18 protein-coding genes are annotated in these 24371 nt (G+C 61.5%); 8 read left to right on the top strand and 10 right to left on the bottom strand.

Annotated features, from left to right (window positions below; all coding sequences use genetic code 11):
* The first annotated feature begins 78 nt into the window (after positions 1-78).
* The 3 genes from FS665_RS03170 (at position 79) to FS665_RS03180 (ending at position 2996) form a co-directional block, all read left to right on the top strand.
* Positions 79-777, top strand: coding sequence for a CoA transferase subunit A (locus FS665_RS03170; protein WP_145183234.1), 699 nt, complete (start codon positions 79-81; stop codon positions 775-777).
* A gap of 35 nt (positions 778-812) precedes the next feature.
* On the top strand, positions 813-1469 hold the full coding sequence (locus FS665_RS03175; protein ID WP_145183237.1) for a CoA transferase subunit B: 657 nt from the start codon (positions 813-815) through the stop codon (positions 1467-1469).
* Positions 1470-1577: 108 nt separating this feature from the next.
* Positions 1578-2996, top strand: coding sequence for a short-chain fatty acid transporter (locus FS665_RS03180; protein WP_145183241.1), 1419 nt, complete (start codon positions 1578-1580; stop codon positions 2994-2996).
* A gap of 64 nt (positions 2997-3060) precedes the next feature.
* On the opposite strand, the gene FS665_RS03185 is transcribed toward FS665_RS03180, so the two are convergent.
* Both FS665_RS03185 and FS665_RS03190 read right to left on the bottom strand, forming a co-directional pair.
* Positions 3061-3954, bottom strand: a complete 894-nt coding sequence (locus FS665_RS03185) for a dihydrodipicolinate synthase family protein (protein ID WP_145183244.1) — start codon at positions 3952-3954, stop codon at positions 3061-3063.
* A gap of 32 nt (positions 3955-3986) precedes the next feature.
* A complete protein-coding gene (locus FS665_RS03190; protein WP_145183247.1) occupies positions 3987-4769 on the bottom strand; it encodes an aldolase in 783 nt (260 codons plus the stop codon).
* Between the two features lie 151 nt (positions 4770-4920).
* Between FS665_RS03190 and FS665_RS03195 the strand changes: the two genes are divergently transcribed.
* From FS665_RS03195 to FS665_RS03205, 3 genes are all read left to right on the top strand, one after another.
* A complete protein-coding gene (locus tag FS665_RS03195; RefSeq protein WP_145183250.1) occupies positions 4921-5463 on the top strand; it encodes a helix-turn-helix domain-containing protein in 543 nt (180 codons plus the stop codon).
* 118 nt (positions 5464-5581) lie between these two features.
* Positions 5582-6628 carry a lectin MOA-related protein gene (locus FS665_RS03200; RefSeq protein ID WP_145183253.1) on the top strand — a complete coding sequence of 349 codons (1047 nt, stop codon included), beginning with the start codon at positions 5582-5584 and terminating at the stop codon, positions 6626-6628.
* A 191-nt stretch (positions 6629-6819) separates the two neighbouring features.
* A complete protein-coding gene (locus FS665_RS03205; RefSeq protein ID WP_145183256.1) occupies positions 6820-8391 on the top strand; it encodes a TerC family protein in 1572 nt (523 codons plus the stop codon).
* Here FS665_RS03205 and rarD read toward each other — a convergent pair.
* Both rarD and FS665_RS03215 read right to left on the bottom strand, forming a co-directional pair.
* Complete coding sequence (gene rarD, locus FS665_RS03210) at positions 8354-9241, bottom strand: EamA family transporter RarD (RefSeq protein ID WP_145183259.1); 888 nt, start codon at positions 9239-9241, stop codon at positions 8354-8356. The two genes, FS665_RS03205 and rarD, sit on opposite strands and share 38 nt — an antisense overlap.
* A 29-nt stretch (positions 9242-9270) precedes the next feature.
* Positions 9271-10857 carry a cyclic diguanylate phosphodiesterase gene (locus FS665_RS03215; RefSeq protein ID WP_145183262.1) on the bottom strand — a complete coding sequence of 529 codons (1587 nt, stop codon included), beginning with the start codon at positions 10855-10857 and terminating at the stop codon, positions 9271-9273.
* A gap of 315 nt (positions 10858-11172) precedes the next feature.
* On the opposite strand from FS665_RS03215, the gene hppD reads away from it, so the two are divergent.
* Positions 11173-12249, top strand: a complete 1077-nt coding sequence (hppD, locus tag FS665_RS03220; protein WP_145183265.1) for a 4-hydroxyphenylpyruvate dioxygenase — start codon at positions 11173-11175, stop codon at positions 12247-12249.
* Between the two features lie 1001 nt (positions 12250-13250).
* Here hppD and FS665_RS03225 read toward each other — a convergent pair.
* On the bottom strand, positions 13251-14030 hold the full coding sequence (locus tag FS665_RS03225) for a CSS-motif domain-containing protein (protein ID WP_178108285.1): 780 nt from the start codon (positions 14028-14030) through the stop codon (positions 13251-13253).
* Positions 14031-14371: 341 nt separating this feature from the next.
* Here FS665_RS03225 and FS665_RS03230 point away from each other — a divergent pair, with 341 nt between their 5' ends.
* A complete protein-coding gene (locus tag FS665_RS03230) occupies positions 14372-16447 on the top strand; it encodes an ATP-binding protein (RefSeq protein ID WP_371921216.1) in 2076 nt (691 codons plus the stop codon).
* Between the two features lie 6 nt (positions 16448-16453).
* On the opposite strand, the gene FS665_RS03235 is transcribed toward FS665_RS03230, so the two are convergent.
* The 5 genes from FS665_RS03235 to FS665_RS03255 all read right to left on the bottom strand — a co-directional run bounded on the left by FS665_RS03235 (position 16454) and on the right by FS665_RS03255 (position 24234).
* Positions 16454-17509 carry a tetratricopeptide repeat protein gene (locus tag FS665_RS03235; protein WP_145183271.1) on the bottom strand — a complete coding sequence of 352 codons (1056 nt, stop codon included), beginning with the start codon at positions 17507-17509 and terminating at the stop codon, positions 16454-16456.
* 166 nt (positions 17510-17675) lie between these two features.
* Positions 17676-19094 carry an efflux transporter outer membrane subunit gene (locus tag FS665_RS03240; RefSeq protein ID WP_145183275.1) on the bottom strand — a complete coding sequence of 473 codons (1419 nt, stop codon included), beginning with the start codon at positions 19092-19094 and terminating at the stop codon, positions 17676-17678.
* Positions 19091-22270: an efflux RND transporter permease subunit gene (locus FS665_RS03245; RefSeq protein WP_145183278.1), complete on the bottom strand. Its 3180-nt coding sequence runs from the start codon at positions 22268-22270 to the stop codon at positions 19091-19093. Before FS665_RS03245 ends, FS665_RS03240 begins: the two co-directional genes overlap by 4 nt.
* Positions 22271-22282: 12 nt before the next feature.
* Positions 22283-23524 carry a multidrug efflux RND transporter periplasmic adaptor subunit MexE gene (mexE, locus tag FS665_RS03250; RefSeq protein WP_145183281.1) on the bottom strand — a complete coding sequence of 414 codons (1242 nt, stop codon included), beginning with the start codon at positions 23522-23524 and terminating at the stop codon, positions 22283-22285.
* A gap of 230 nt (positions 23525-23754) precedes the next feature.
* Complete coding sequence (locus tag FS665_RS03255; RefSeq protein WP_145183284.1) at positions 23755-24234, bottom strand: GNAT family N-acetyltransferase; 480 nt, start codon at positions 24232-24234, stop codon at positions 23755-23757.
* Positions 24235-24371 lie beyond the last annotated feature (137 nt).

The following is a 24371-nucleotide window of genomic DNA, read 5'->3' on the forward strand; positions in this document are numbered from 1 at the left end:
ATCAGTCGCCAGCGGTGAAGATGCTGCATACGCTCACCGACAGCCTCGTCGGTCAACAACTACAAAAGGCGGAACAGCATGGCCGGACTGGACAAGCGCGTAGCAACCTATGAAGAGGCCCTGGCAGGCCTGACCGACAACATGACCGTGCTGGCCGGTGGCTTCGGTCTATGCGGTATCCCTGAGAACCTGATCGCGCAAATCAAGCGCAGCGGCGTCAAAGGCCTTACGGTCGTTTCCAACAACTGCGGCGTCGACGGCTTCGGCCTGGGCGTGCTGCTCGAAGACCGGCAAATTCGCAAGATGATCGCCTCTTACGTCGGCGAGAACGCCGAATTCGAGCGCCAGTTGCTCAGTGGCGAATTGGAAGTGGAGCTCACCCCACAAGGCACTCTGGCCGAGAAGATGCGCGCCGGCGGTGCCGGCATCCCGGCGTTCTTCACGGCGACCGGCTATGGCACGCCGGTCGCCGAAGGCAAGGAAGTGCGTGAGTTCAACGGTCGCCACTACATTCTCGAAGAATCCATCACTGGCGACTTCGCCATCGTCAAAGGCTGGAAAGCTGACCATTACGGCAACGTGGTGTATCGCAACACGGCGCAAAACTTCAACCCGCTGGCAGCCACCGCCGGCAAGATCACCGTGGTCGAGGTGGAGGAGATCGTCGAACCCGGCGTGCTGCTGCCGAGCGAGATCCACACCCCGGGGATCTTCGTCGACCGGGTAATCGTCGGCACCTTCGAGAAGCGTATCGAAAAGCGCACCGTCAAGGCCTGAGCGCCGTACAGCAGAACAACAAAGAGAACCTGACCATGGCACTGACCCGCGAACAGATGGCGCAACGCGTCGCCCGAGAATTGCAAGACGGCTTTTACGTCAACCTGGGCATCGGTATTCCGACCTTGGTGGCCAACTATGTCCCCGCCGACATGGACGTCATGCTGCAGTCGGAAAACGGCTTGCTCGGCATGGGTGAATTTCCCACCGAGAGCACTATCGATCCCGACATGATCAACGCCGGCAAGCAGACCGTCACCGCACGCAGCGGCGCCTCGATCTTCGACTCGGCAACCTCCTTCGCCATGATCCGTGGCGGTCACGTCGACCTCACCGTGCTCGGCGCTTTCGAAGTGGACGTGCAGGGCAATATCGCTTCCTGGATGATTCCCGGCAAGCTGGTCAAAGGCATGGGCGGTGCCATGGACCTGGTGGCCGGCGCCGAGAACATCATCGTCACCATGACCCATGCGTCCAAGGACGGTGAATCCAAGCTGCTGCCACAGTGCAGCCTGCCGCTGACCGGTGCGGGGTGCATCCGCAAGGTGCTGACGGACCTGGCTTACCTGGAGATCGAAAATGGGGCGTTCATCCTGCGCGAAACCGCGCCGGGGGTGAGCGTCGAAGAAATCATCGAGAAGACCGCTGGCAAATTGATCGTCCCGGACGATGTAAAAGAAATGACGTTCTGAAGCAGCAGACGACTCCCCCTGTGGGGGTGGCCTTGAGCGGGCCACTGCCACAGGGTTTTTTGCGTTTGTGCTGTTCGATCCCATAAAACTTATAAAAGGAATGTGTCCGTGGCCGCTGAAATCCAAGACAGCCGCTCCGCCCGCTTTGCCCTGCGTTGTTCCAACTGGGCTGAACGCTGGTTTCCAGACTCCTGGGTCTTCGCCGCTTTGGCGGTGCTGCTGGTGTGCATCGGCGCGCTGGCGATGGGCGCCAAACCGACCGATACGGCCAAGGCGTTCGGTGACGGCTTCTGGAGCCTGATCCCCTTCACCATGCAGATGGCATTCGTGGTCATCGGCGGGTATGTGGTGGCCAGCTCGCCACCGGCTGCACGTTTGATCGATCGCCTTGCGCGTATCCCCAGCAATGGCCGCTCGGCGGTGTGCTGGGTGGCGTTGATCTCCATGCTGGCGTCCTTGCTCAACTGGGGGCTGTCGTTGGTATTTGGTGGGTTATTGGTGCGCGCCCTGGCCCGGCGCACCGATCTTAAGATGGATTATCGCGCCGCTGGCGCTGCTGCCTACCTCGGCCTGGGTGCGGTCTGGGCGCTGGGGCTGTCGTCGTCTGCCGCGCAGCTGCAGGCCAATCCCGCCAGTCTGCCGCCTTCGATCCTGTCGATCACGGGAGTGATCCCGTTCACCGAGACCATATTCCTCTGGCAAAGCGGGGTGATGCTGGCGGCTCTGGTGATCGTCTCGCTGGTCATCGCCTATGCCACCGCACCGGGCCCGAACAGCGCTCGCAGCGCCCAGGACTGCGGGGTTGATCCTGCTTTCACCGCACCACCTACGGCCAAACGCACGCGCCCGGGCGAATGGCTGGAACACAGCCCGATTCTGATCCTGATGCTGGTAGCACTGGCCGGCGGCTGGTTGTACCAGGAGTTTGCGACCAAGCCTGCGATTACCGCGATTTCCGGGCTCAATACCTACAACCTGTTGTTCATCATGCTCGGCGCGTTGCTGCACTGGCGTCCGCGCAGCTTCCTCGACGCCGTGGCCCGCGCCGTGCCGACCACCACCGGGGTGCTCATCCAGTTCCCCCTGTATGGCTCCATCGCCGCCATCCTCACCCAGGTCAAGGGGGTCGACGAGCAGACCTTGGCGCACCACATCTCGGTGTTTTTCACGCAGATCGCAACCCACGACACCTATGCCTTGCTGATGGGCGTGTACTCCGCGGTACTGGGCTTCTTCATTCCTTCGGGGGGTGGCAAGTGGATCATCGAAGCGCCCTACGTAATGCTGGTGGCTAACGACCTGCACTATCACCTGGGCTGGGCTGTGCAGATCTACAACGCTGCCGAAGCGCTGCCGAACCTGATCAACCCGTTCTACATGCTGCCGCTATTGGGCGTGCTGGGACTCAAAGCGCGCGATCTTATCGGCTTCTCGTTCGTGCAGTTGCTGGTGCATGTGCCCTTGGTGCTGGTGCTGCTCTGGGCGCTGGGCACGACCTTGCAATACGTGCCACCCGTCATGCCCTGAGCCTTGCGCCAAGGCTTGCAAAATCTGCAGGTGCGCTGCGTCGAGCGCGCCTGCAGAGCAGCCATCAGTCGGGATCGCTGAGCGCCGTCAGCAACCCGGCAAGGTGCGTTAGGCCTTGCTCATCCAGGCCGAATACCGGTCTGCGCGGCTCGCCAACCGGCAGTCCGGTCAACGCCAGGCCGGCCTTGATGGTTGCCGGCAAACCGCCCTTGAGAATGAAATCGAGCAGCGGCAGCTGGCGATAGAACAACGCTCTGGCTTTGGCCAGATCCTCGGCCAGCACCGCCTGGTAGAGCGCTTGGTTCAGCGCCGGAATCAGGTTAGGCGCTGCCGTGCACCAGCCTTTGGCACCGGCCACGAACGCTTCCAGCGCCAGCGGGTTGCAGCCGTTGTAGAACGGTACCTGTCCCTCGCCCAGCAGTTGCAGCTTGTGCATGCGCTGAATATCCCCGCTGCTTTCCTTGACCATGGTCACGTTGGCTACTTCGCGCACGATGCGCAGAATCAGCTCGACCGACATGTCGGTGCCGCTGGTGGCCGGGTTGTTGTAGAGCATGATCGGAATGTCGATGGCCTGACCAATGCTGCGGTAATGGGCGACGATCTCTGCTTCGCTGAGTTTCCAGTATGCCGAGGGCAACACCATCACAGCGTCTGCGCCATGGGCCTGGGCGAAACGGGCGCGGCGCACGGCACCTGCAGTGGTCAAGTCAGACACGCTGACGATGCTAGGTACTCGCTTGGCGATTTTTGCCAGGCTGTAGTGAGCGACTTGCTGCCATTCGCTGTCGCTCAAGTAGGCGCCTTCGCCGGTGCTGCCGAGCGGGGCGATGGCCTGCACACCGCCTTCGATGAGGCGTTCGATGGACTGGCCCAGTGCGTCGAGATCGAGCTGTTCGCCGTCCTGGCTGAATGGGGTGATGGTGTAGCCGATGATGCCGTGGAATGAAGCGTTCATGGTTTGGGCTCCGCAAGCAAGGCGTTGGATGATCAGTTCAGGCAATCGGTGTGAGCGCGCAGCGTCTGCCGGGCGAGGTAGTTGAAGGCCGCCATGTGGCGCTTGGGCCGGTCGATCCAGTCATGGGCCTGGCGGCCGAGTGCGGGGTCGATGGGTTTTATCGTGCCTGCTGCCATCGCCAGCAACTGCAGACGCGCCGCACGCTCGATCAGCTGCGCGTAGACGCACGCTTGCTCGATGCTCGTGCCGGTCGACAGCTGGCCATGATGGGAAAGGACAATCGCGCGCTTGTCACCCAGCGCGGCACTGATGATCTCGCCTTCTTCGTTGCCCACCGGCACGCCGGGCCAGGCCTGCAGGAACGCGCAGTCTTCATACAGCGGGCACAGGTCCATGTGCGATATCACCAGAGGCGTTTCCAGCATGGACAGCGCGGCCACATGCGCAGGATGGGTGTGAATGATGCAGTTGACGTCTGGGCGGGCGCGGTAGACCCAGCTATGGAAGCGGTTGGCGGGGTTGGGCATGCCTTGGCCCTCGAGTACTTCAAGGTCCTCGTTGACCAGTAGCAGGTTGCTGGCACGGATCTCATCGAAGCCCAGACCCAGCTGTTGAGTGTAGAACGTGCCAGGCTGCGTGCCGCGTGCGCTGATCTGACCGGCCAGGCCGGAATCGTGCCCGTGGTCGAACAGAATTCGGCAGGTCAGGGCCAGCTTTTCCTGCACAGTCCACGTATTATCGGCAAGCGCGACTTGCATCTGCGTCAATGCTTGCTCGACCAGTTGGTCTTTGCTGCGGGTGAATGTTGTAGCCATGGGGGGGTGGCCTCGGTGGCGTGATGTGTGATGTCGCAGGTGGCTGACCGTGGACCTTGGGCGGTGGCGGTCGGGCTAACCTATGACACAAACAATCTTATATGACACAAAGTGTCATAGGCAACCCTGCGCTTTGGGAATTACGTATCGCATGTCTAACCGTTTGAAATTGCTTCGAAAAAAACTTGGAATCACCCTGGAAGCGCTGGCCGATCGAGCCGGCATGACCAAAAGTTACGTGTCCAAGGTTGAGCGAGGCTTGAATACGCCGTCGATTTCGGCGGCAATGAAGCTTGCCCGGGCGCTGGGCGTCAACGTCGAAGAGCTGTTCGCCGATGAGCAGCCTGCGGCGAGTCTGTACAGCCTGGTTCGCCGCGATGAGCGGCAGTCGCTGGTAGGCGATGGGCAGGGTCCAGGCTATGCGGCGCTGACAAACCAGGTGGGCCAACGCAACCTGCTGCCGTTCATGATCCAGCCGCCGACCTCGTTCAGCGATCCGACCTTCAAGGAGCATCAAGGCGAGGAGTTCCTCTTCGTCCACCAGGGGCAGGTCGAAGTCGATTTCATGAGTGAACGGGTACTGCTCGGGCAGGGCGATGCCTTGCATTTCAACGCCCAGACACCGCACAGGCTGCGCTCGGTCGGCGATCATCCAGCGCAGTTGCTGGTGGTCGTTCAGCACGCTGGCGAGTAAGCGTCATAAGCATCAGGGGTTGCGCCTTCAGTCCAACGCTTGAGTGATGGAACGCTTGCCGCCTGCTGCCCGCCCATCCCCACCGCCATGCTGCGTGCCTTCTCGAAAGGAGGTCCGCATGCCCATTCACAAATTCGTCGCCAACCAGCCCCATGATCTGACTACCCCAATAGCTGGTCAGGTGCTGCCTCGTCCCGATCCAGCACTGCCGCCGCCCGCGCCGACATCGTCGCCGTCGCCTCTGGCCGGCACAGAATTGAGCGACGCGTTGCGTCTCAAGCAGATCACGGCGCAAGACCGGCTAGTGCTCCGCGATCAGCACGGGCGCTTGCTCTGCGTGCATCGCCGCGGCGATGGCGACTGGGGGTGGGCCTACCTGGGCGATCCGGATCTTTACAGTGCCGATATCGCACCGTTGCTGGTGCGAGTGGACACGGCCAGTCACGAACTGAGTGTCAGCGTTGAGCTGGATATGCAAAATTGGACACTATTCGCCAACGGCGATTCGAGCACGGGTGAATACGTGTTCGCCGGCTGGAAAGCCTGGGAGGGTTACCCCAGGCTGAACTTTCGGGTGTCGATCACTGGCAACACCGTGGTCAATGACCAAGAAGTGCCCGCTTTCACCCTGGGCATGAAGCTGGGTGCGTCGCGCATGCTACTCAATAGCGCGATGGGAGATTGGGGTTGGCTGAAACTGAGCCCGGTTAAAAATGTATCCGAAACCCAACTGTGCCGTTTCTCATTGCACCGGCTGTTGGTGCCCATCAGCAAGGTAGCGGCGCTAGTCAAGCAAACTTGGCCGGATGTCGACCTCGTTTATCGGCAGATCATCCTCGATGGCTATTACCAAGCAATCTCCGACCAGCACGCGCGGGCAATCTGGTACAACTCGCAATTATCCAATTATCACTTCAAGCCCGAAGTGTTCGATTGCGACGATTTCGCCATGGCTTACAAGAGCCAGGCCAGCAAAGACGCTTACCTGCAAAATGCGCTTTATCCGTACGCCGTCGGGATCGTCTGTGGGGAAAATGACAAGCGCGGCCATGCAGCCAACCTATTCATCGACCAGCAAGGCAGGCTGCGTTTGATCGAACCGCAAAATCGCAACATCAACCGCGCCTCGGAATGGCGCTACAAGCCGTTCTTCGTCATGTTGTAACGCGGTGCCGGGGGCTTCTACAGGTTTTGTAATAGTTTCGTGCTGTCAGGAAGATCTGCTGTCCTTGTAGGATTTCATTCCCTAATCCCTTTCAAGGTCATCATGAGCACCCACGCGGAGCCCCCCAGTTCCCGGCCTTCTCGGCCATCCTTCCCCCGTCCATGTGACGCCGCTTTCGTGAGTACCCGCTAATGGAATGGCTAGCCGATCCGACGGCCTGGCTAGGCCTGCTGACGCTTATTGTCCTCGAGCTGGTACTAGGTATCGACAACCTGGTGTTCATCGCCATCCTGGCCGACAAGCTGCCCCCGCATCAGCGCGACCGCGCACGGGTCATCGGCCTTAGCCTGGCGTTGATCATGCGCTTGGGCCTGCTGGCCAGCATTTCCTGGATGGTCACGTTGACCGCACCGTTGTTCGAGGTGTTCGGCAAGAGCTTCTCGGGTCGCGACCTGATCATGCTGTTCGGTGGTGTGTTCCTGTTGTTCAAGGCCACCATGGAGTTGCATGAGCGTCTGGAGGGTCATGTCACGCAAGCCAGTGGCGTGGTGCGTCATGCGGCGTTCTGGCCGATCGTGGCACAGATCGTGGTGCTCGACGCAGTGTTCTCGCTGGACGCGGTGATCACGGCCGTGGGCATGGTCGAAGAACTGTCGGTGATGATGATCGCGGTGATTTTCTCGATCGGTATCATGATCGTCGCCAGCAAACCGCTGACCCGCTTCGTCAATGCCCACCCGACGGTGATCATGCTGTGCCTGGGCTTCCTGATGATGATCGGCTTCAGCTTGACCGCCGAAGGCCTGGGCTTCCATATCCCCAAAGGCTATCTGTACGCGGCCATCGGCTTCTCGATCCTGATCGAGCTGTTCAACCAGCTGGCGCGTGCCCGCCGCAAGCGCAGTGTGCAGCAGCACCGCCCGCTGCGCGAACGCACCGCCCATGCCGTACTGCGCTTGCTGGGCGGTCGTCGGGTCGAGGCGGACGAAGTGGGTGAGGAGATCGCCGACCTGGTCGAGGATGGCCATGAACAGGTACTGTTCGATCGCCGTGAACGGGTCATGATCAGCGGCGTATTGCACCTGGCCGAGCGGCCAATCCGCACGGTGATGACGGCGCGTGCCGAGGTCGATGTGATCGACCTGGCTCACCCGCCTGGCGTGATTACCGAAGCCTTGGCGCATTCGCCCTATTCGCGCCTGCCGGTGATTCGCGCAGGCCACATTGAGGAGCCGTTGGGCTTCGTGCACAAGAAGGAGTTGCTCAAGGAGCTGCTGTCGGGCAGCCAGCCTGACTTCGAGCGCATGGCCCAAGCGCCGCTGAACCTCTTGGAAAGCTTCAGCATCCTCAATGCGTTGGAACAGATGCGCAGCCAGTCGACGCACATTGCTTTCGTGATCAACGAATTCGGTGATTTCACCGGCCTGTTGACCATGACCGACATCCTCGAGTCGATTGCCGGTGAGCTACCGGACGCAAGCGAAATCGAGGGCCCGGCGATCGTCGAAGAGCAGGGCAGTTTCGTCGTCAGTGGTGCCCTGAACCTGAGCCAGGTGCAGGCGCGTACCGGCTTCAGTGCCCGCGCCAGCGAGGACTACCAGACCCTGGCGGGGCTGGTGATGAGTTTGCTCGACCGACTGCCGATGGTTGGCGACCAGTTGCTGTGCAACGGCTGGAACATGACGGTGGTTGCGGTCGAGGAACGTCGCGTGCGTCAGGTGCGCCTTACACCGAGCGGCGACGCTGACGCAGCAGGTGCTTGAAGCCTTCGAGCACCAGCACCAGCACCGCGGCCCAGATAGGCAGGTAGGTCAGCCACTGATCCGGGCCGATGGTCTCGCCCAGCAGCAGGGCGACGCCCACCAGCAACACCGGCTCGACGTAGCTGAGCAGGCCGAACAGGCTGAACGGCAACAGCCGGCTAGCCAGTACGTAAGCGATCAGCGCGCTGGCACTGATCGCGCCCAGCAATGGAATCAGGCCGTACAGGCCAGGGTGAGCGATCAGGTCGGCCGCCGACAGCGGGCCCTGAATCACGAAGTACAGCGCCCAGGGCAGTAACAAGCCCATGTCGCACCACAGGCCACCCAGATGGTCGGTGCGGCAGCGCCGGCGTAGCACGAAATAGATCGGATAGCCGATCATCACCACCAGCGTTTCCCAGGCGAAGCTGCCATGCTGGTACAGCTCATGGCCCACCCCCAGCGCCGCGCAGCCAACCGCCACTTTTTGAAGGCGCGACAGGCGTTCGCCATAGACCAGTCGGCCCGTCAGTACCATGGCCAGCGGCAGCAGGAAGTACCCCATGGATACCTCCAGGCTGCGCCCATGCAGCGGCGCCCACAGAAACAGCCACAGCTGCACGCCCATCAGCCACGAGGTGCCGATCATGCCCAGCAGCAGGACGGGGCGCTGGCGCACGCGTCGCAGCAACTCGCCGACCCGGCGCCAGTCCTTGCTGGCCAGCATGAACAGGGTCAGGCAGGGCAAGGTCAGCAAGGTGCGCCAGCCGAAAATCTCTTCGCCATCGAGCGGCGTGAGCAGGGAGGTATAGAAATACATCACAGCGAACAGACAGGACGCCATGACCGACGAGAGAATGCCTTTTGACACGAATGCCTCGAATTGGAAGAGAGGGTGGATCAGCCGCGCATGATCTCAGGGGCGCCGTCCTGGGGCAACCGCGCAGCGCCCGGCCGCGCCGCCAGCGCCCGGAGAAACTCCGCCGCCGGCATCGGCCGGGCGAACAGGTAGCCTTGCAGGAAGTCGACCCCTCGGCCTGCCAGGTAGTCACGTTGCGTTTCGTTTTCCACACCTTCGGCGACGATGCCCAGGCCCAACTTGCCCGACAATTCGATGATGCTGTCGAGAATGTGCTGCGACAGCGCATCACCCCCGATCATCGCCACGAAACTCTGGTCGATCTTTAGGTAGTCGACTTTGAACTGCCGCAGGTAGTTGAGGCTCGACTGGCCGGTGCCGAAATCATCCAGCGCGATCATCACACCCATCTCATGCAGCTTGTCGAACAGCTCCAAGGTGACCGGGGTAGCCTCGATCAGTTTGCGCTCGGTCAGCTCCAGGGTCAGGCGGACTCGGCCCGGCGGGAAATGCTGGAGGAAGGTACGGCAGTCATCCAGCAGACTGAGGTCACGGCAGTGATCGGCGGTGATATTGATGGCGATGTGGAAGTCATCTTCGAGCAGCGCAGCGTAAGGTGCCAGGCTCTGGGCTGTGTGCAGCATGAGCGCGCGGGTCATCGGGACGATCTGGCCACTGTGCTCGGCGTAGGGGATGAACAGGTCCGGGCGCACCAGGCCCTCGCGTGGGTGGTTCCAGCGCATCAGCACCTCGGCTCCAGCCCAACCGCAGTCGCCTGCGCGCACGACTGGCTGGAAATAGGGCACGAACTCGTTGGCGGCCAGGGCACGTTGCAGCTCGGCGCGGGAGGAGCTGGCCCGGCGCAGCTGCCAGCGGCAGGCCAGACCTGCGACGACACCCAGCACCAGCAGCAAGCCTAGCAGCTCGGGATACTGTTCGCGCAGCACCGCGGCTGGTTTGCCTGCCGAGTAACCGCCATGCACGCTGAACGGATAATGCGTCGAAGCGGCACTGGAAGCAGCGATGGCTGCGGTCGGCGGTGGGCCACTTTCCACCACGCCTTCGCTGCCCATCCACACCGGACCGACCTGCAATTGCAATGAGGCCTCGGGTGCAATCAGGCGCAGGGCGGTGAGCAAGTGGTCGCCGTCGACGGTGCTGATCACCCCGCGATCACCTTCGTGCGCGCGGTACACCAGCAAGGGGTGACCGGGGGTGACCGAGTTGCCATCCATCAACCACAACCGGCCGTCGGTGTAGTCGTTGGCTTTGACGGGTTCCTCGATCTCGCCGAACAGTGAGCTGCAATACAGGGCGTTGTGCTGGAAAAGGTTGGTCGAGCGCACGAAAGCGTTGCCGGTGACCTCTTTGCGCAGCGCGAACTGGGCATCGGCACATGGGCTGCCGGCCAGCGGCAGCAGTGCCTGCGCGGCGTTGCCCAGGTTGTCTAGAATGTGATCGACATAGCCGACGACTTGTTGCGTGGTGGTCTGGCTGGCCATGCGCAGTTCGCGCTCGATCTGCCAGTTGATCACCACCAGGCCGCAAGCCAGCGGTATGGCGCCCACTGCCCAGGGTAGTAGCGTGCGCCAGCTGCAGCGGGCGGGGCGTTTGACCGTGAGCGGCATGGTTGAGCGGTTCCTGATCGGTGACGTGCGAAGCATAGCCGTTTGGCTCGTACCTTGACCAACTTCGGGTGCTTGCAACTTAAAGGGCGACAAAGAAATTTACGCACTGTAGAATCGGTTTACGATTACAACAACGAAGTCCTCCTGACACGGAGGATCAACTCGCCGAGAATGGTTCCCTATGACGTGCCATGGGTTCAAATTGATCATTGGTGATTACCTCGCCCGCAGCGTGCGGGGCATCCCATGCTCCCCGCCAGTACCGTTCCACATCCCGCGCATTCATTAAATTACGCTGCAGATGAGGGTACGAGCATGGCTGATATCTTTGAAAATCCAATGGGCCTGATGGGCTTCGAGTTCATCGAACTGGCGTCGCCGACGCCGGGCGTGCTGGAGCCGGTGTTCCAGATGCTGGGCTTCACCAAGGTCGCCACACACCGCTCCAAGGATGTGCACCTGTATCGGCAGGGCGGCATCAACTTGATTCTCAACAATGAGCCGAAGAGCGTTGCCTCCTATTTCGCCGCCGAGCATGGTCCATCGGTGTGCGGCATGGCGTTCCGCGTGCGCAACGCGCATGAGGCGTATGCCCGGGCGCTTGAATTGGGTGCGCAGCCGGTAGAAATCGAAACCGGGCCGATGGAGCTTCGCTTGCCGGCGATCAAGGGCATCGGCGGCGCGCCGCTTTACCTGATCGACCGTTACGAAGAGGGCAGCTCGATTTACGATATCGACTTCAACTTCATCGAAGGGGTGGATCGTCATCCTGCCGGTGCGGGGCTGAAGATCATCGATCACCTGACCCATAACGTCTATCGCGGGCGTATGGCGTATTGGGCCGGCTTCTACGAGAAGCTGTTCAATTTCCGTGAGATTCGTTATTTCGATATCAAGGGCGAGTACACCGGCCTGACCTCCAAGGCCATGACGGCGCCGGATGGCATGATCCGCATTCCGCTCAATGAGGAATCTTCCAAGGGCGCGGGGCAGATCGAAGAGTTCCTCATGCAATTCAACGGTGAGGGCATTCAACATGTGGCGTTCTTGACCGATGACCTGCTCAAGACCTGGGATGCGTTGAAGGGTTACGGCATGCGCTTCATGACTGCGCCGCCGCAAACCTACTATGAAATGCTCGAGGAACGTCTGCCGGGTCACGGCGAGCCGGTCGATCAGTTGCAGGCGCGCGGTATCTTGCTCGATGGCGCTTCGGAGTCGGGCGACAAGCGCTTGTTGCTGCAGATTTTCTCCGAGACGGTGCTGGGGCCTGTGTTCTTCGAGTTCATCCAGCGTAAAGGTGATGATGGTTTCGGGGAGGGTAACTTCAAGGCATTGTTCGAGTCGATCGAGCGTGATCAGGTACGTCGTGGCGTACTCAATGCCGAGTAGATAACCAATCATGAGGAAGCAGCAGTTCAGGTATGTTGCATTGAACATGTCTGAACTGCACTCCCAAGGTAGTATGCCGAAAACTCAAGTTGCTTTGCTTTGCTTTGCTTTGCTTTGCTTTGCTTTTGCGTTTAAGCGCGCGAAAGTTCAGGCAACGCAGATTGCGACTTCAGGAGGCCGAACGTAGGCGTCTGGAGGGCCCAGGGTGCGCAGCACCCCCGACGGCGTAGCCGGAGGACGCGAGCTGTACGACTTGCGAAGCAAGTTGTGGCCGCGCAGGGCCCGCAAGACGCCGGAGTGAGGGAACCCCGGAGCGAAGCGCAGGGGCCGTATGTAGGAGCGCAGCGTTTTTTGGTTACTTTTTGTCGCGTTTGACAAAAAGTGACTCGCCGTAAAGGCGAAAAGGTGATTGTGCGCCACTATCGCCAATGAATGCGCATCCGATATGCAAGCGCTCATCACATAGCCTATCTTCAGTTCCAAGTTCCAAGTTCCAAGTTCCAAGTTCCGAGTTTCAAGCTAGAAGCTAGAAGCCTGACTGTTTTGAACGCTGCAGCGGTATTCATTTGCGATGGCGACGCTTATTCACCCTTTCGCCTTTACGGCGAGTCACTTTTTGTCAAACGCGACAAAAAGTAACCAAAAAACGCTGCGCTCCCACATACGGCCCCTGCGCTGCGCTCCGGGGTCCCCTCGCTTCGGCGTCTTGCGGGCCCTGCGCGGCCACAACTTGCTACGCAAGTCGTACAGCTCGCGTCCTCCGGCTACGCCGTCGGGGGTGCTACGCACCCTGGGCCCTCCAGACGCCTACGCTCGGCCTCCTGAGGTCGCAATTTGCGTTGCCTGAACTGTCGTGCGCTTAAAAGCAAAAGCAAAAGCAACAGCAAAAGCAAAAGCAACAGCGATATTAAAAGCTGGAAGTGACGGGCAGGATATAAACAGCATAGTACTGGTACGCAGCAACCATTGACCTTCACGCTGCGCTGCTCTTGGCTTGCAGCTCAGCCCTCAGCCCTAACGGGATGCAATTGCCCCGTGCGATAACGCCTGAACAAGGCCCAGTAAACGATTGCCCCGGTAATTAACCCGACTAACGCCAGTGAAGGAAACAACTGTTTCATCGTCTGCCGCGTTTCGCGAGCCGAATACCCTTGCGCGAAACCGGTCTTCACGGTGTAGCCGTACTTCTGCGAAGTACCTTCTACGGTAAATTCTGCAAGCGAAGGACGTAGCCCATCTCGGCTGTCGCCCTCCAACCAGATATACGCATCTGCGAATTCCAATACCAGCGTAACGCCAGTTTGAAACGCGCGCAGCTCGTTACGCAACAACTCCGCGTAACTTGTCGCAACCACTCGCGCGTTCTGCTGCTGGAGTTCATAGACAAGCAAAGGCGCATCACCAGCACCAGGGCCGTTGAACATCAGCTGCAGCGAGGATTGAGCGTCGGCAGAGCGCGGCCACAGCTCTTGCGATGCCCCGAGCGTCGTGCAAAGCCCTCGCTCTGCATGGGTCAGGGCCAATGAGCGTAAATACGAATCCCGATTGACCCATTCGAGCATTTCGCCACGAGCCGCCTTGCAGTCGGTACCCGCTAGCCTGAGCGTGTGCTCGGCCGCAGCATGAATTCTGTCCACCGCAAGGTCCACGGAGTAAATGGCCTCTTGCAGGGAAACCTGCGCCAAATCAGCGAGTTTCTTGTCCTGTTGATAGACCATGATCATCAAGCCGGTGCCCACCGGTAGCAGGCTGATCACCAGGGCGAGCAACAATTCCACCATGCTGTGCCCAGCAGTTCTGATTCTAGACATCGGTCTGGAGCCCCATATTCCTGGGCTACCCACAATGGATAGCCCAATGCAGAGCCTATGGACCGATTACCGCTTGCGCTGTAGGCCGAGGCCGCGCTTACGTTACGAAACATTAACTGCCAGCGTAGTCCGCGACATGCTGTGAATCCCCCTGGCAGCAATCGGGCGCAGCAAGCGCGAAACCACTATGATTGGCTGATCGATGACGCGCGTCCCGGCCTGTTCGAGACGGTGCACACTTGCAGGCGTGCCCTGTTAAGCCGATCATTGGATCCAATGGATGAAGCCCTGAGCCTGATGGAATCTCGACCGTGTTCGTAAACGATGGTGCACCCAAACCCTACCGCCTAGAGCTGGGCCCCGTGCCGAGTGCAGAAGGGCTGGCCGTGCAGATCCAGCAATTCGAGTGGGGCAGCACTGCGCTCGGCCCTTTGCCGCTGTGGCCAGCACCCTTGCGCATTGCCGTCGACATGATGATCCTGTCGCCATTTCCGTGCGCGGTAGTATGGGGCCCGGACATGACCGTCATCCATAACGATGCCTACACCGCATTGCTTGAGCGCGACGGAGTCGCCTTGGGCCAGCCGTTCAATGAAGTGTGGGCCAGGGCCTGGCCGCAGGTAGGATCATGGGTGTTCAAGGCGATGGAAGGCCAGTCGAATTTCGTCGAGGATCAGCCACTGCAGTTGACCTGCGAGCATACCGGCGCACGTTTGTCCTACGCATTCAGTTACACACCCTTGCGCGATGAATACTATGAGGTGGCGGGTTTTCTTCACACCGTCATCGAAACCACTGCCGGGGTCGAAGCTCATGATCAATGGCGAGAGCAGGCGCTGACGTTCGAGCGTCAGCTCGAGCGCTACATGGCAGACCGCGATCAGATCTGGCAGCTCTCGCGGGACGCCATGATTGTCGTCAGCCGTGACCTGCGCCTGCTGGAGGCTAATCCTGCCTGGCACAGGGCATTGGGCTGGACAGATGAAGAGATTCGTGAAAGGTCCATCCTTGAGCTGGTGCACCCAGCGGACTTGACCGAAGTGGAAGTCGCGGTGATGGACTTCGTGCATCAGCAAGGCGCCGACCAACTCGAGACGCGCATGCGTCACCGCGACGGCCATTACCGATGGTTTCGCTGGACGGCCAGCTTCGACGGCAGCCGACTGACCGCCGTTGGCCGGGATATCTCCGGTGATCGCGATGAGGTGATCAGGCAATCGGAGGCTTTCGTGCGGGCCGCCCAGCGCATGGATGCCGTCGGCCACCTGGCCGGCGGCATGGCCCATGAAATGAATAACCTGTTATCGGGTATCGGTGGCAGTCTCGAGCTGTTGCAGAGCCGCCTGGAGCAGGGTCGTCTGGGGCAAATCGATCGATACGTGGCGCTGGCCGCTGATTCGGTGCAACGGGCGATGACCTTGACCCATCACCTGCTGGCGTTCTCCCGGCACCAACCGCTGTCGCCCAAGCCTATCGATGTCAACGCTCAACTAACCACCATGGAGCTGCTCCTGCGCCAAGTGCTTGGCACCGAAATGCGCATGAAATGGGAACTGGACGTGGCGCCCTGGACGCTCTGCGTGGATGTCGGGCAACTGGAGATGGCCCTGGTGCATTTATTCTCGAATGCGCGCGAAGCCTGCCTGGGCCGCGGCGAGATCACCTTGCATACGATCAACACACGGCTGCATGCGCCGTTTCCGGATGAATCCGGAGTGCCTGCCGGTGATTACGTCGGCGTCTACGTCAGCGACGACGGCCATGGCATGCCGGAGACGGACCTGCCGCGCGCGTTCGAACCCTTCTTCACCACCAAGCCCATAGGGCAGGGTGCAGGCCTTGGCCTAGCGATGGTGTACGGATTCGTTGGTCAATCCGGCGGTCATGTCTGGCTCGAATCGCAGCCTGGCCAGGGCATGCGCGTGTGCATGTTGTTCCCGCGCAGCCATGCGCATGTCGAGCAGCCTCCGGTATCGCCGATTGCGCCAGTCACCCGGGGCAGAGGCCAGCGCATATTGCTGACCGACGATGAGCACAACCTGCGTGCTGTGATCAAGGAATACCTGGAGGAGCACGGGTTTGAGGTATGCGACGCCATGGATGCCAGCTCGGCCCTTGATTGCTTCCGCAACCAGGGGCCTTTCGATCTGGTGATCACCGATATTGGCCTGCCTGGCGGCTTCAGCGGCCGTCAGGCCGCCAAGGCGATGCGTCTGCTGGCGCCTGCGCAAAAGATCCTGTTCATCACCGGTTTCAACGATCAACCCGTGGAATTGCTGATGCTCGATACGCCCGGCACAGCGCTGATGCTCAAGCCATTCGCGCTGTCGGCGCTGAAAAACCAGGCGCTGTTGATGTTGGCCGACCCACCCGTCAGCGCCACCTAGCCGCCGCTAGAGCCCCTGCTGCAGGAAGGGATCGTCCGGGTTTTGCCGTTCCAGTTCGGCCAACAGGACCTGTACGTTCTGCAGCTGCCCGGTTTCTTTCTCGTACTGGATCAGTAGCACGCGCGCGCGGCGGTTGGCAGGCTGGCGGCTGAGCAGTGTCTCCAGCTGCTTTTGCGCAGCGTCGGATTGCTCCAGTGCGTGCAAGGTCACAGCCAAGGTGTAGCGGTAATCGGCGTTGTCAGGCTCCAGCTCCACTGCACGTGACAGCGCCAGCAGGGCATATTCCTGCTGCTCATGGCGATTCAGCCAAAGCCCGAGCTGGTACTGCAGAAAGGCTGAATCCGGCTGCAAGGTCAGGGCCTTGGCCAGGACCTCGCGGGATTGGTCATGCAGGCCTTGGCGCTCGAGCAGGCGCACCTGGGTGACCAGGGCATCGGGGCTCCGAGGTGCGAGCGCGAGGCTGCGCTGTAAAGCTGCCGCGGCCTGGGTATAGGCGTTTTCGTGCAAGTACAGGCGCGCCAGGTGCACTTGGGCCGCAGCATCGTCGGGCTGCTGTTCCAGCACCTGTTGATAGTGCTCCAGCGCATTTTGCAGAGGCCCGAAGTACAGGCCGATGGCGTCGGGATCAAGGCCCAGCAGCGCATCCACTGCGGCAAAACGCACGCTCTGATCGTCATCGTCCAGCAACGGGCCCAGCACCAGGCTGCGCTGGGCCGCGGGCAGCAGGCGCTGGATACTGGCAACGGCGGCGCGACGTACCAGCGGGTCGTCACTCTCAAGGTCCATCCGTGCCAGTTTCAGGGCCAGGGGGGAAGGGTAGTTTGGCAGCTCGGCGTGCAAGGCGGCTCGCCGTATCGGCGCAAGGTCGGTGCGCTGGAGCTGTTGATACAGCACACGGGCAGCACCGGGCTGGCCCTCATGCGCCTGGCGCAGGGCCTTGGCATAGCTGGGGGCGGGCCGCGCCGCCGGTGCCGGCGCGTTGCTGCGGTGCAGTACAACGATGGTGGTCGCCACCAGCACCAGCAGCAACAGGGCGATCAGGGCGTGATGGCGTCTCGGCATAGGTGCTGTTTTTCTGACAAGAAGAGGGCAAAGCTTGGGGCACAATGCCCTGGCCTGCAAGCGAAGCGGCTCGGGTTTGGGCGTAAAAAAGCCCCGCGGGCCTAGGCCTGCGGGGCAAAAGGTTGGGGGAGGATCCAACCAAAGGAGCCTGTGCAACAGGGGAGAGTCAGCGCGCGCTGGCCAACGTTTGCGGTTGCCAACCGCCGCCCAGCGCCTTGTAGATCGAGACGATGCCGCGATACAGCTCGACTTCGCCCTGGGCCTGGGCGTCTTCTGCGCTCAGACGCTCGCGCTCGGCATCGAGCAATACCAGGTAATCCACCGTGCCCTCGCGGTAGCGAATCGATGCCAGATCTGCAGCCTTGCGGCTGGCTTCGCTCTGGCGGATCAACGACATCAGTCGCTGCTGGGTCTTGTCGTAATCGCTGAAGGCGTTGGCCGATTCTTCCAGGGCCAGCAACACCTGCTGCTCATAGCTGGCCAGCGCCCCTTCGGCATCGGCTTTGGCCCCGCGCAGACGAGCGCGCACACTGCCCAGGTCGAATGCGGCCCAGGTGATGCTAGGCCCCAGGGCCCAGGCGTTGGCGGCCGACGAGCCGATCTGCGAGCCGCGTGCGGCGGTAAACCCGAGGAAGCCGCTCAAGCTGACCCGTGGGAACAGATCGGCCGTGGCCACGCCGACGTTGGCCGTGGCCGCAGCCAGTTGGCGCTCGGCACTGCGGATATCTGGACGCCGGCGCAGCAACTCGCCGGGGTCACCCACCGGCAGGGCTTTGGCGATGGCTGGCAGCGCCTTGGGTGACAGATCGACACTCAGTGCTTGCGGCTGTTGGCCGAGCAGGGTGGCGATGCGATGCCGTGCACGTGCCTGTTGCGCCTGCAGTTGCGGGACCGTGGCTTCGACACCGGCCAGGCGCGCATCGGCGCGCACCACGTCAAGCTCATTGCCTACCCCCGCGTCGCGCAGGGTTTCGGTGATCGTGCGCGACTCTTGTTGAGTCTTGAGGTTGGCCAGGGCGATCTTCTCGCGCAGTTGCGCGCCGCGCAGCTGGCCGTAGGCGTCGACCAGCTCGGCAATCAGGCTGACTTGCAATTGCTGCAGATCGGCCTGAGCCGCCGCTGCCTGGGCATCGCTGGCTTCGATCTGCCGCTGGATACGGCCAAACAGATCGAGCTCCCAGGCCATGTCCAGGCCGAGGTCATAGCGCTCGCTGTTGACCCGGTCATCGGTCTGGCCGGGGATCTGACCCTTGCCAATCTCGCTGCTGGCACGGCTGGTCACCACCGGCAGTTGATCATTGGCGGCGTCATCACGGATCGCCCGCGCCGACTTCAGCCGGGCGAATGCCACGCGCAGGTCGCGGTTGCCGTCCAACGATGCCTGTACCAGCTGGTTGAGTACCGGGTCATCGAACTGCTTCCACCACAGGCTTTCGAAGCGGCTGCGATCGAAGGCTCGGGCCGGCATGTCAGTGTCAGCGATGTGGGCAGGCTCAGTGGCCGGCGCTTGATAGTCCGGGCCCACGGCACAGGCGGCCAAGGCCAGTGCCAACAGGCTCGGGGTCAGGGGTTTGAGCAGGTTCATGCGTGGTTCTCCAGCACAGGCGTGTGCTCGGCTTTGCGGGCCTGGCGACGCTCGACGAAACGGCGAATCAGGAAGAAGAACACCGGGGTCAGGAACAGGCCGAACACGGTCACGCCGATCATCCCGGAGAACACCGCCACGCCCATGGCATGACGCATCTCGGACCCTGCGCCAGAGCTGAACACCAGCGGCACCACGCCCATGATGAAGGCGATCGAGGTCATCAGGATCGGCCGCAGACGCAACCGGCAGGCTTCCAGCACGGCGGCCAGCGGGTCGAGCCCCTTGGCTTGTTCGTCCTTGGCGAATTCGACGATCAGAATCGCGTTCTTGCAGGCCAGGCCCACCAATACGATCAAGCCAATCTGAGTGAAGATGTTGTTGTCGCCACCGGACACGATCACCCCGGTGATGGCCGATAGCAGCGTCATCGGCACGATCAGGATCACCGCCAGCGGCAGACTCCAGCTCTCGTACTGCGCCGCGAGCACCAGGAAGGCCAACAGCACGCACAGCGGGAACACGAACAGGGCGGTGTTGCCCGAGAGGATCTGCTGGTAGGTCAGGTCGGTCCATTCGAATGTCATGCCATTGGGCAGTTCTTGCTTGAGCAACTTCTCGATCGCCGCCTCAGCCTGGCCGGAGCTGTAGCCCGGGGCTGCAGCGCCGTTGATTTCGGCAGTGATGAAGCCGTTGTAATGCATGACCCGGTCCGGGCCCGAGGTGTCACTGACCTTGAGGAAGGTCGCCAACGGAATCATCTCGCCGAGGTTGTTACGCACCTTGAGCTGACCGATCTGCTCGGCGTCCAGGCGGAACTGCTGCTCGGCCTGCACGTTGACCTGGTAGGTGCGGCCAAAGCGGTTGAAGTCGTTGGTGTAGAGCGAGCCCAGGTAGACCTGCAGGGTGTCGAAGATGTCGTTGATCGCCACGCCATGGGTCTTGGCCTTTTCCCGGTCGATGGCGGCATCGACCTGCGGCACGTTGACCTGGTAGCTGGTGAACAAGCCGGCCAGTTCGGGTACTTCGTGGCTCTTGGCGATGATGTTCTGGGTTTCCTTGTACAACGCCTCGTACCCCAGGTTGCCACGGTCTTCGATCTGCAGGCGGAAGCCACCGATGGTGCCCAGGCCCTGGACCGGAGGCGGCGGGAAGATCGCGATGTAGGCGTCTTGAATGTCAGCGAACTTGGCGTTGAGCGCTGCAGCGATGGCGGCCGCCGACTGGCTCGGGTCCTTGCGCTCGTCGAACGGCTTGAGCGGGGTGAACACGATGCCGCTGTTGGGGCTGTTGGTGAAGCCGTTGATCGACAGGCCGGGGAAGGCCACCGAGTCGGCCACGCCAGGCTGCGCCAGGGCGATCTCACTCATGCGCTTGATCACCGCCTCGGTACGGTCGAGGCTCGCCGCATCAGGCAGTTGGGCGAACGCGACCAGGTACTGCTTATCCTGCGCCGGTACGAAGCCGGTGGGTGTCGAGGCAAAGCCCAGGTAGGTCAGGCCCATCAGCCCTGCGTAGATGAACAGGGCAATACCGCTTGAGCGGATGACGCGGCGCACGCCGCCGACGTAACGGTGGCTGGCGCGGTCGAAGAAGCGGTTGAACGGCGCGAACAGCCAGCTGCCCAGCAGGCGTTCGAGGATCCGCGAGAAACGGTCCTTGGGTGCGTGATGGTCCTTGAGCAGCACGGCCGCCAACGCCGGCGACAGGGTCAGCGAGTTGAAGGCCGAGATCACCGTGGAAATGGCGATGGTCAGGGCGAACTGCTTGTAGAACTGCCCGGTGAGGCCGGAAATGAACGCTGCCGGCACGAAGACTGCGCACAGTACCAACGCCGTGGCGATGATCGGCCCGGTGACTTCACCCATGGCCTTCTGCGTGGCTTCCAAGGGTTTCAGGCCCAGCCCGATATTACGCTCGACGTTCTCCACCACCACGATCGCGTCGTCCACCACGATGCCGATCGCCAGCACCAGGCCGAACAGCGACAAGGCATTGAGCGAGAAGCCGAACAGATGCATCACGGCGAAGGTACCGATCAGCGAAACGGGCACTGCCAGCAGCGGGATGATCGATGCGCGCCAGGTCTGCAGGAACAGAATGACCACCAGCACCACCAGGATCAGCGCTTCGAACAGGGTGTGCACCACCGCTTCGATGGAGCCACGCACGAACACGGTCGGGTCATAGACGATGCTGTAGTCCATGCCCTCCGGAAAATCCTTCTTCAGCTCGGCCATCTTCGCCCGCACCTCGTCGGAGATGTCGATGGCATTCGAGCCTGGACGCTGGAAGATCGGGATGGCCACGGCCGGCTGGTTGTTCAGCAGTGAGCGCAGGGCGTACTGGCTGGAACCCAGCTCGACCCGAGCGATGTCCTTCAGGCGAGTGATTTCGCCGTCGGCGCCGGCGCGGATGATGATGTTCTCGAACTCTTCCTCGTTGACCAGGCGGCCCTGAGTGTTGATCGACAGTTGGAAGCTGGTCGATCCGGGGGCGGGCGGGGCGCCCAGCTGCCCGGCAGCCACTTGGCGGTTCTGCTCACGAATGGCCGCCACTACGTCGCTGGCGGTGAGGTTGCGTGAGGCGGTCTTGTTCGGATCCAGCCATACGCGCAGTGAGTAATCGCCCATGCCGAACAGCTGCACATCGCCGACGCCGCCCAGGCGCGCCAGTTCGTCCTTGATGTTGAGGATGGCGTAGTTGGACAGATAGAGCATGTCGTAGCGGTTATCCGGCGAGGTCAAGTGCACGACCATGGTCAGGTCGGGCGAGGCCTTGTCGACGGTGATGCCGATACGCGTGACCTCCTCAGGCAGCTTGGGCTGCGTGCGGGTCACACGGTTCTGTACCTGCACCTGGGCGTTGTCCAGGTCGGTGCCCAGCGCGAAGGTGATGGTCAGGGTCAGTTTGCCATCGGCGGTCGATTGCGAGGACATGTACAGCATGTTCTCGACCCCGGTAATCGCTTGTTCGAGGGGCGCTGCCACGGTTTCGCCGATCACCTTGGGGTTGGCGCCGGGGAAGTTGGCCCGCACCACCACGGTGGGCGGAACCACCTCGGGGTACTCGCTGATCGGCAGCTGGAACAGCGAGATCGAGCCTGCGATCAGCAGTATCAGCGACAGCACCGCGGCGAAGATCGGCCGGGTAATGAAGAATTTGGAGAAGTTCATCGGTGTGATCCCTTAACCGCGTGGCGCCTGGGCGCTGGCGACTTTATCGTTGGAGCCCGCTACGTTGCGCGCCTTGTTGCTCGCTTCCAGGGCCTGACGCTGCTGCGCGAGGGCAGCAAGGGTCTGTTCACTGGCCATCTGGGTTTCCTGCGGGGTCACCGGCGAGCCAGGACGGACCCGTTGCAGGCCCTTCACCACGATTCGGTCGTCCTTGCCCAGACCGCTGCGCACGATGCGCAGGCCTTCGAGCTTGGGGCCCAACTCGACGGCGCGGTAGGCCGCCTTGTTGTCCTTGTCCATCACCAGCACGAATTTCTTGCCAAGGTCGGTGCCGACTGCCTCGTCGTTGATCAGCACCGCGTCGTACTGCGCGCTGCCGACCAGCTTGAGGCGGGCATACAAGCCTGGGGTGAATTGCCCGTCACGGTTGTCGAACACGGCTCGGCCACGGATGGTGCCGGTGCGCGGGTTGACCTGGTTGTCGACGAAGTTCATCTGACCCAGGTGCGGGTTGCCGGCTTCGTTGGTCAAGCCGAGGTAGACCGGCGTGCTCTGGCCGCGCTGGCCTTCTCGCGCCAGCTGGGTGTACTTCAGGTACACGCGCTCGTCGGCATCGAAGTAGGCATACACCTTGTCGGTGGAAACAACGCTGGTCAGCGCCGTGACATCCGCGGTAACGATGTTGCCGGCGGTGAATTCGGCGCGGCTCACGCGGCCGCTGATCGGTGCGGTGACGCGGGTAAAGCTCAGGTTCAGGCGTGCCAGGTCAAGCTGCGCCTGGATCGCATCGACGCCAGCACGGGCTTCGGCGGCAGCGCTGCTGCGCGACTCGGCAAGTTCGGCGGAGATCGCATTGCTGTCGCGCAAGCGTTCGCCGCGACGCGCTTCGTTGGCGCTGCGAATCGCGCTGGCCTTGGCCTGCTGCAGTTGGGCTTCGAGGCGGCGCACCTCAGCCTGGAACGGGCGTGGGTCGATCTGGAACAGCAGGTCGCCTTTCTTCACCTGGGCGCCCTCGGTGAAGCCAACCAAGTCGATCTGACCGGAGACACGCGGGCGCACTTCCACGGTTTCCGGCGCTTCGAGGCGACCGGTGAATTCGTCCCATTCGTTGATCGGTTGCTCGATGACCTTGGCGACGCTTACGGTTGGCGCGGCGGGAGCCTGAACGGCGTCGGGAGTGCGACCGCAAGCGCTGAGCACCACCACGGCAAGAGCCGCAAGGGGAAAGCGCAAGGGTTTGAGTGAGTGGTCCATGGAAAACTCCGCCAATGTATTAGTAGTGGGCGGAGTGTGAGTGTCCTGCGCGTGGCGCACGAATCGAATACAGCGAAGGTCATTATCACGCTCAATGATATCGACTGAGGGATTATCGATGCCGCCGGGTTGGCATCTTCAGACACTGAGCAGGGTGACCCACCCATCGCTCTTATCGCCAAGGCACCGGCGATATCGGACCGTACCACGTAGTACGTAACAAGCGTCCCTCAACCTTGGGCAAATTGCAGCAACGCGTCGCCATCCAACCGATAGCGCACCCACTCGCTTTGTGCCTGCGCCCCCAGCGACTGGTAAAAACCGATCGCAGGTTCGTTCCAGTCCAGCACACTCCATTCGAAGCGTCCGCAGCCGTTGGCCACCGCCTCACGGGCGATATGCCGGAGCACCTCACGGCCGGCTCCGCCGCCGCGGTGCTCCGGCGTGATGTACAAGTCTTCCAGATAAATGCCGTTACGTCCCTGCCAGGTCGAATAGCTGTAGAAATACACGGCAAACCCTACGGCCTGGCCATCCCGCTCGCAGATCAGACTACGCACGGTGCTGCCTTCGTCGAACAGGCTGTGCTCGATATCGGACAGCGTCGCCACCACTTCATGGCGGGCACGTTCGTAGTCGGCAAGCTCGGTGATGTAGGCGAGGATCTGAGCGGCATCGGTGCGCTGGGCGGGGCGAATGGTAAGGGGCATGCTCTTTCCTTGATGGACCATGGGCTGCGAAAGGTACAGTGATGTGTATCTACGCAATTTAATTTAACTGTACCGGTCATGTGGCGGGCAGACTGCGCTAGTGTGACAGTACCTGCCACGCTTCTGGAAAGTTTCCC

Origin of the sequence: Pseudomonas sp. URMO17WK12:I11, assembly GCF_007677725.1 — a bacterium.
In the GTDB taxonomy this organism is placed as follows: domain Bacteria; phylum Pseudomonadota; class Gammaproteobacteria; order Pseudomonadales; family Pseudomonadaceae; genus Aquipseudomonas.

Bases quoted from the DNA above. Each gene is read 5' to 3' on its own strand.
- hppD (WP_145183265.1), top strand. From the start codon at position 11,173: ATGGCTGATATCTTTGAAAATCCAATGGGCCTGATGGGCTTCGAGTTC.
- FS665_RS03225 (WP_178108285.1), bottom strand. From the start codon at position 14,030: ATGGTGGAATTGTTGCTCGCCCTGGTGATCAGCCTGCTACCGGTGGGC.
- FS665_RS03245 (WP_145183278.1), bottom strand. From the start codon at position 22,270: ATGAACTTCTCCAAATTCTTCATTACCCGGCCGATCTTCGCCGCGGTG.
- FS665_RS03205 (WP_145183256.1), top strand. From the start codon at position 6,820: ATGGAATGGCTAGCCGATCCGACGGCCTGGCTAGGCCTGCTGACGCTT.
- mexE (WP_145183281.1), bottom strand. From the start codon at position 23,524: ATGGACCACTCACTCAAACCCTTGCGCTTTCCCCTTGCGGCTCTTGCC.
- FS665_RS03240 (WP_145183275.1), bottom strand. From the start codon at position 19,094: ATGAACCTGCTCAAACCCCTGACCCCGAGCCTGTTGGCACTGGCCTTG.
- FS665_RS03255 (WP_145183284.1), bottom strand. From the start codon at position 24,234: ATGCCCCTTACCATTCGCCCCGCCCAGCGCACCGATGCCGCTCAGATC.
- FS665_RS03190 (WP_145183247.1), bottom strand. From the start codon at position 4,769: ATGGCTACAACATTCACCCGCAGCAAAGACCAACTGGTCGAGCAAGCA.
- FS665_RS03200 (WP_145183253.1), top strand. From the start codon at position 5,582: ATGCCCATTCACAAATTCGTCGCCAACCAGCCCCATGATCTGACTACC.
- FS665_RS03195 (WP_145183250.1), top strand. From the start codon at position 4,921: ATGTCTAACCGTTTGAAATTGCTTCGAAAAAAACTTGGAATCACCCTG.
- FS665_RS03175 (WP_145183237.1), top strand. From the start codon at position 813: ATGGCACTGACCCGCGAACAGATGGCGCAACGCGTCGCCCGAGAATTG.
- FS665_RS03215 (WP_145183262.1), bottom strand. From the start codon at position 10,857: ATGCCGCTCACGGTCAAACGCCCCGCCCGCTGCAGCTGGCGCACGCTA.
- FS665_RS03185 (WP_145183244.1), bottom strand. From the start codon at position 3,954: ATGAACGCTTCATTCCACGGCATCATCGGCTACACCATCACCCCATTC.
- FS665_RS03170 (WP_145183234.1), top strand. From the start codon at position 79: ATGGCCGGACTGGACAAGCGCGTAGCAACCTATGAAGAGGCCCTGGCA.
- FS665_RS03235 (WP_145183271.1), bottom strand. From the start codon at position 17,509: ATGCCGAGACGCCATCACGCCCTGATCGCCCTGTTGCTGCTGGTGCTG.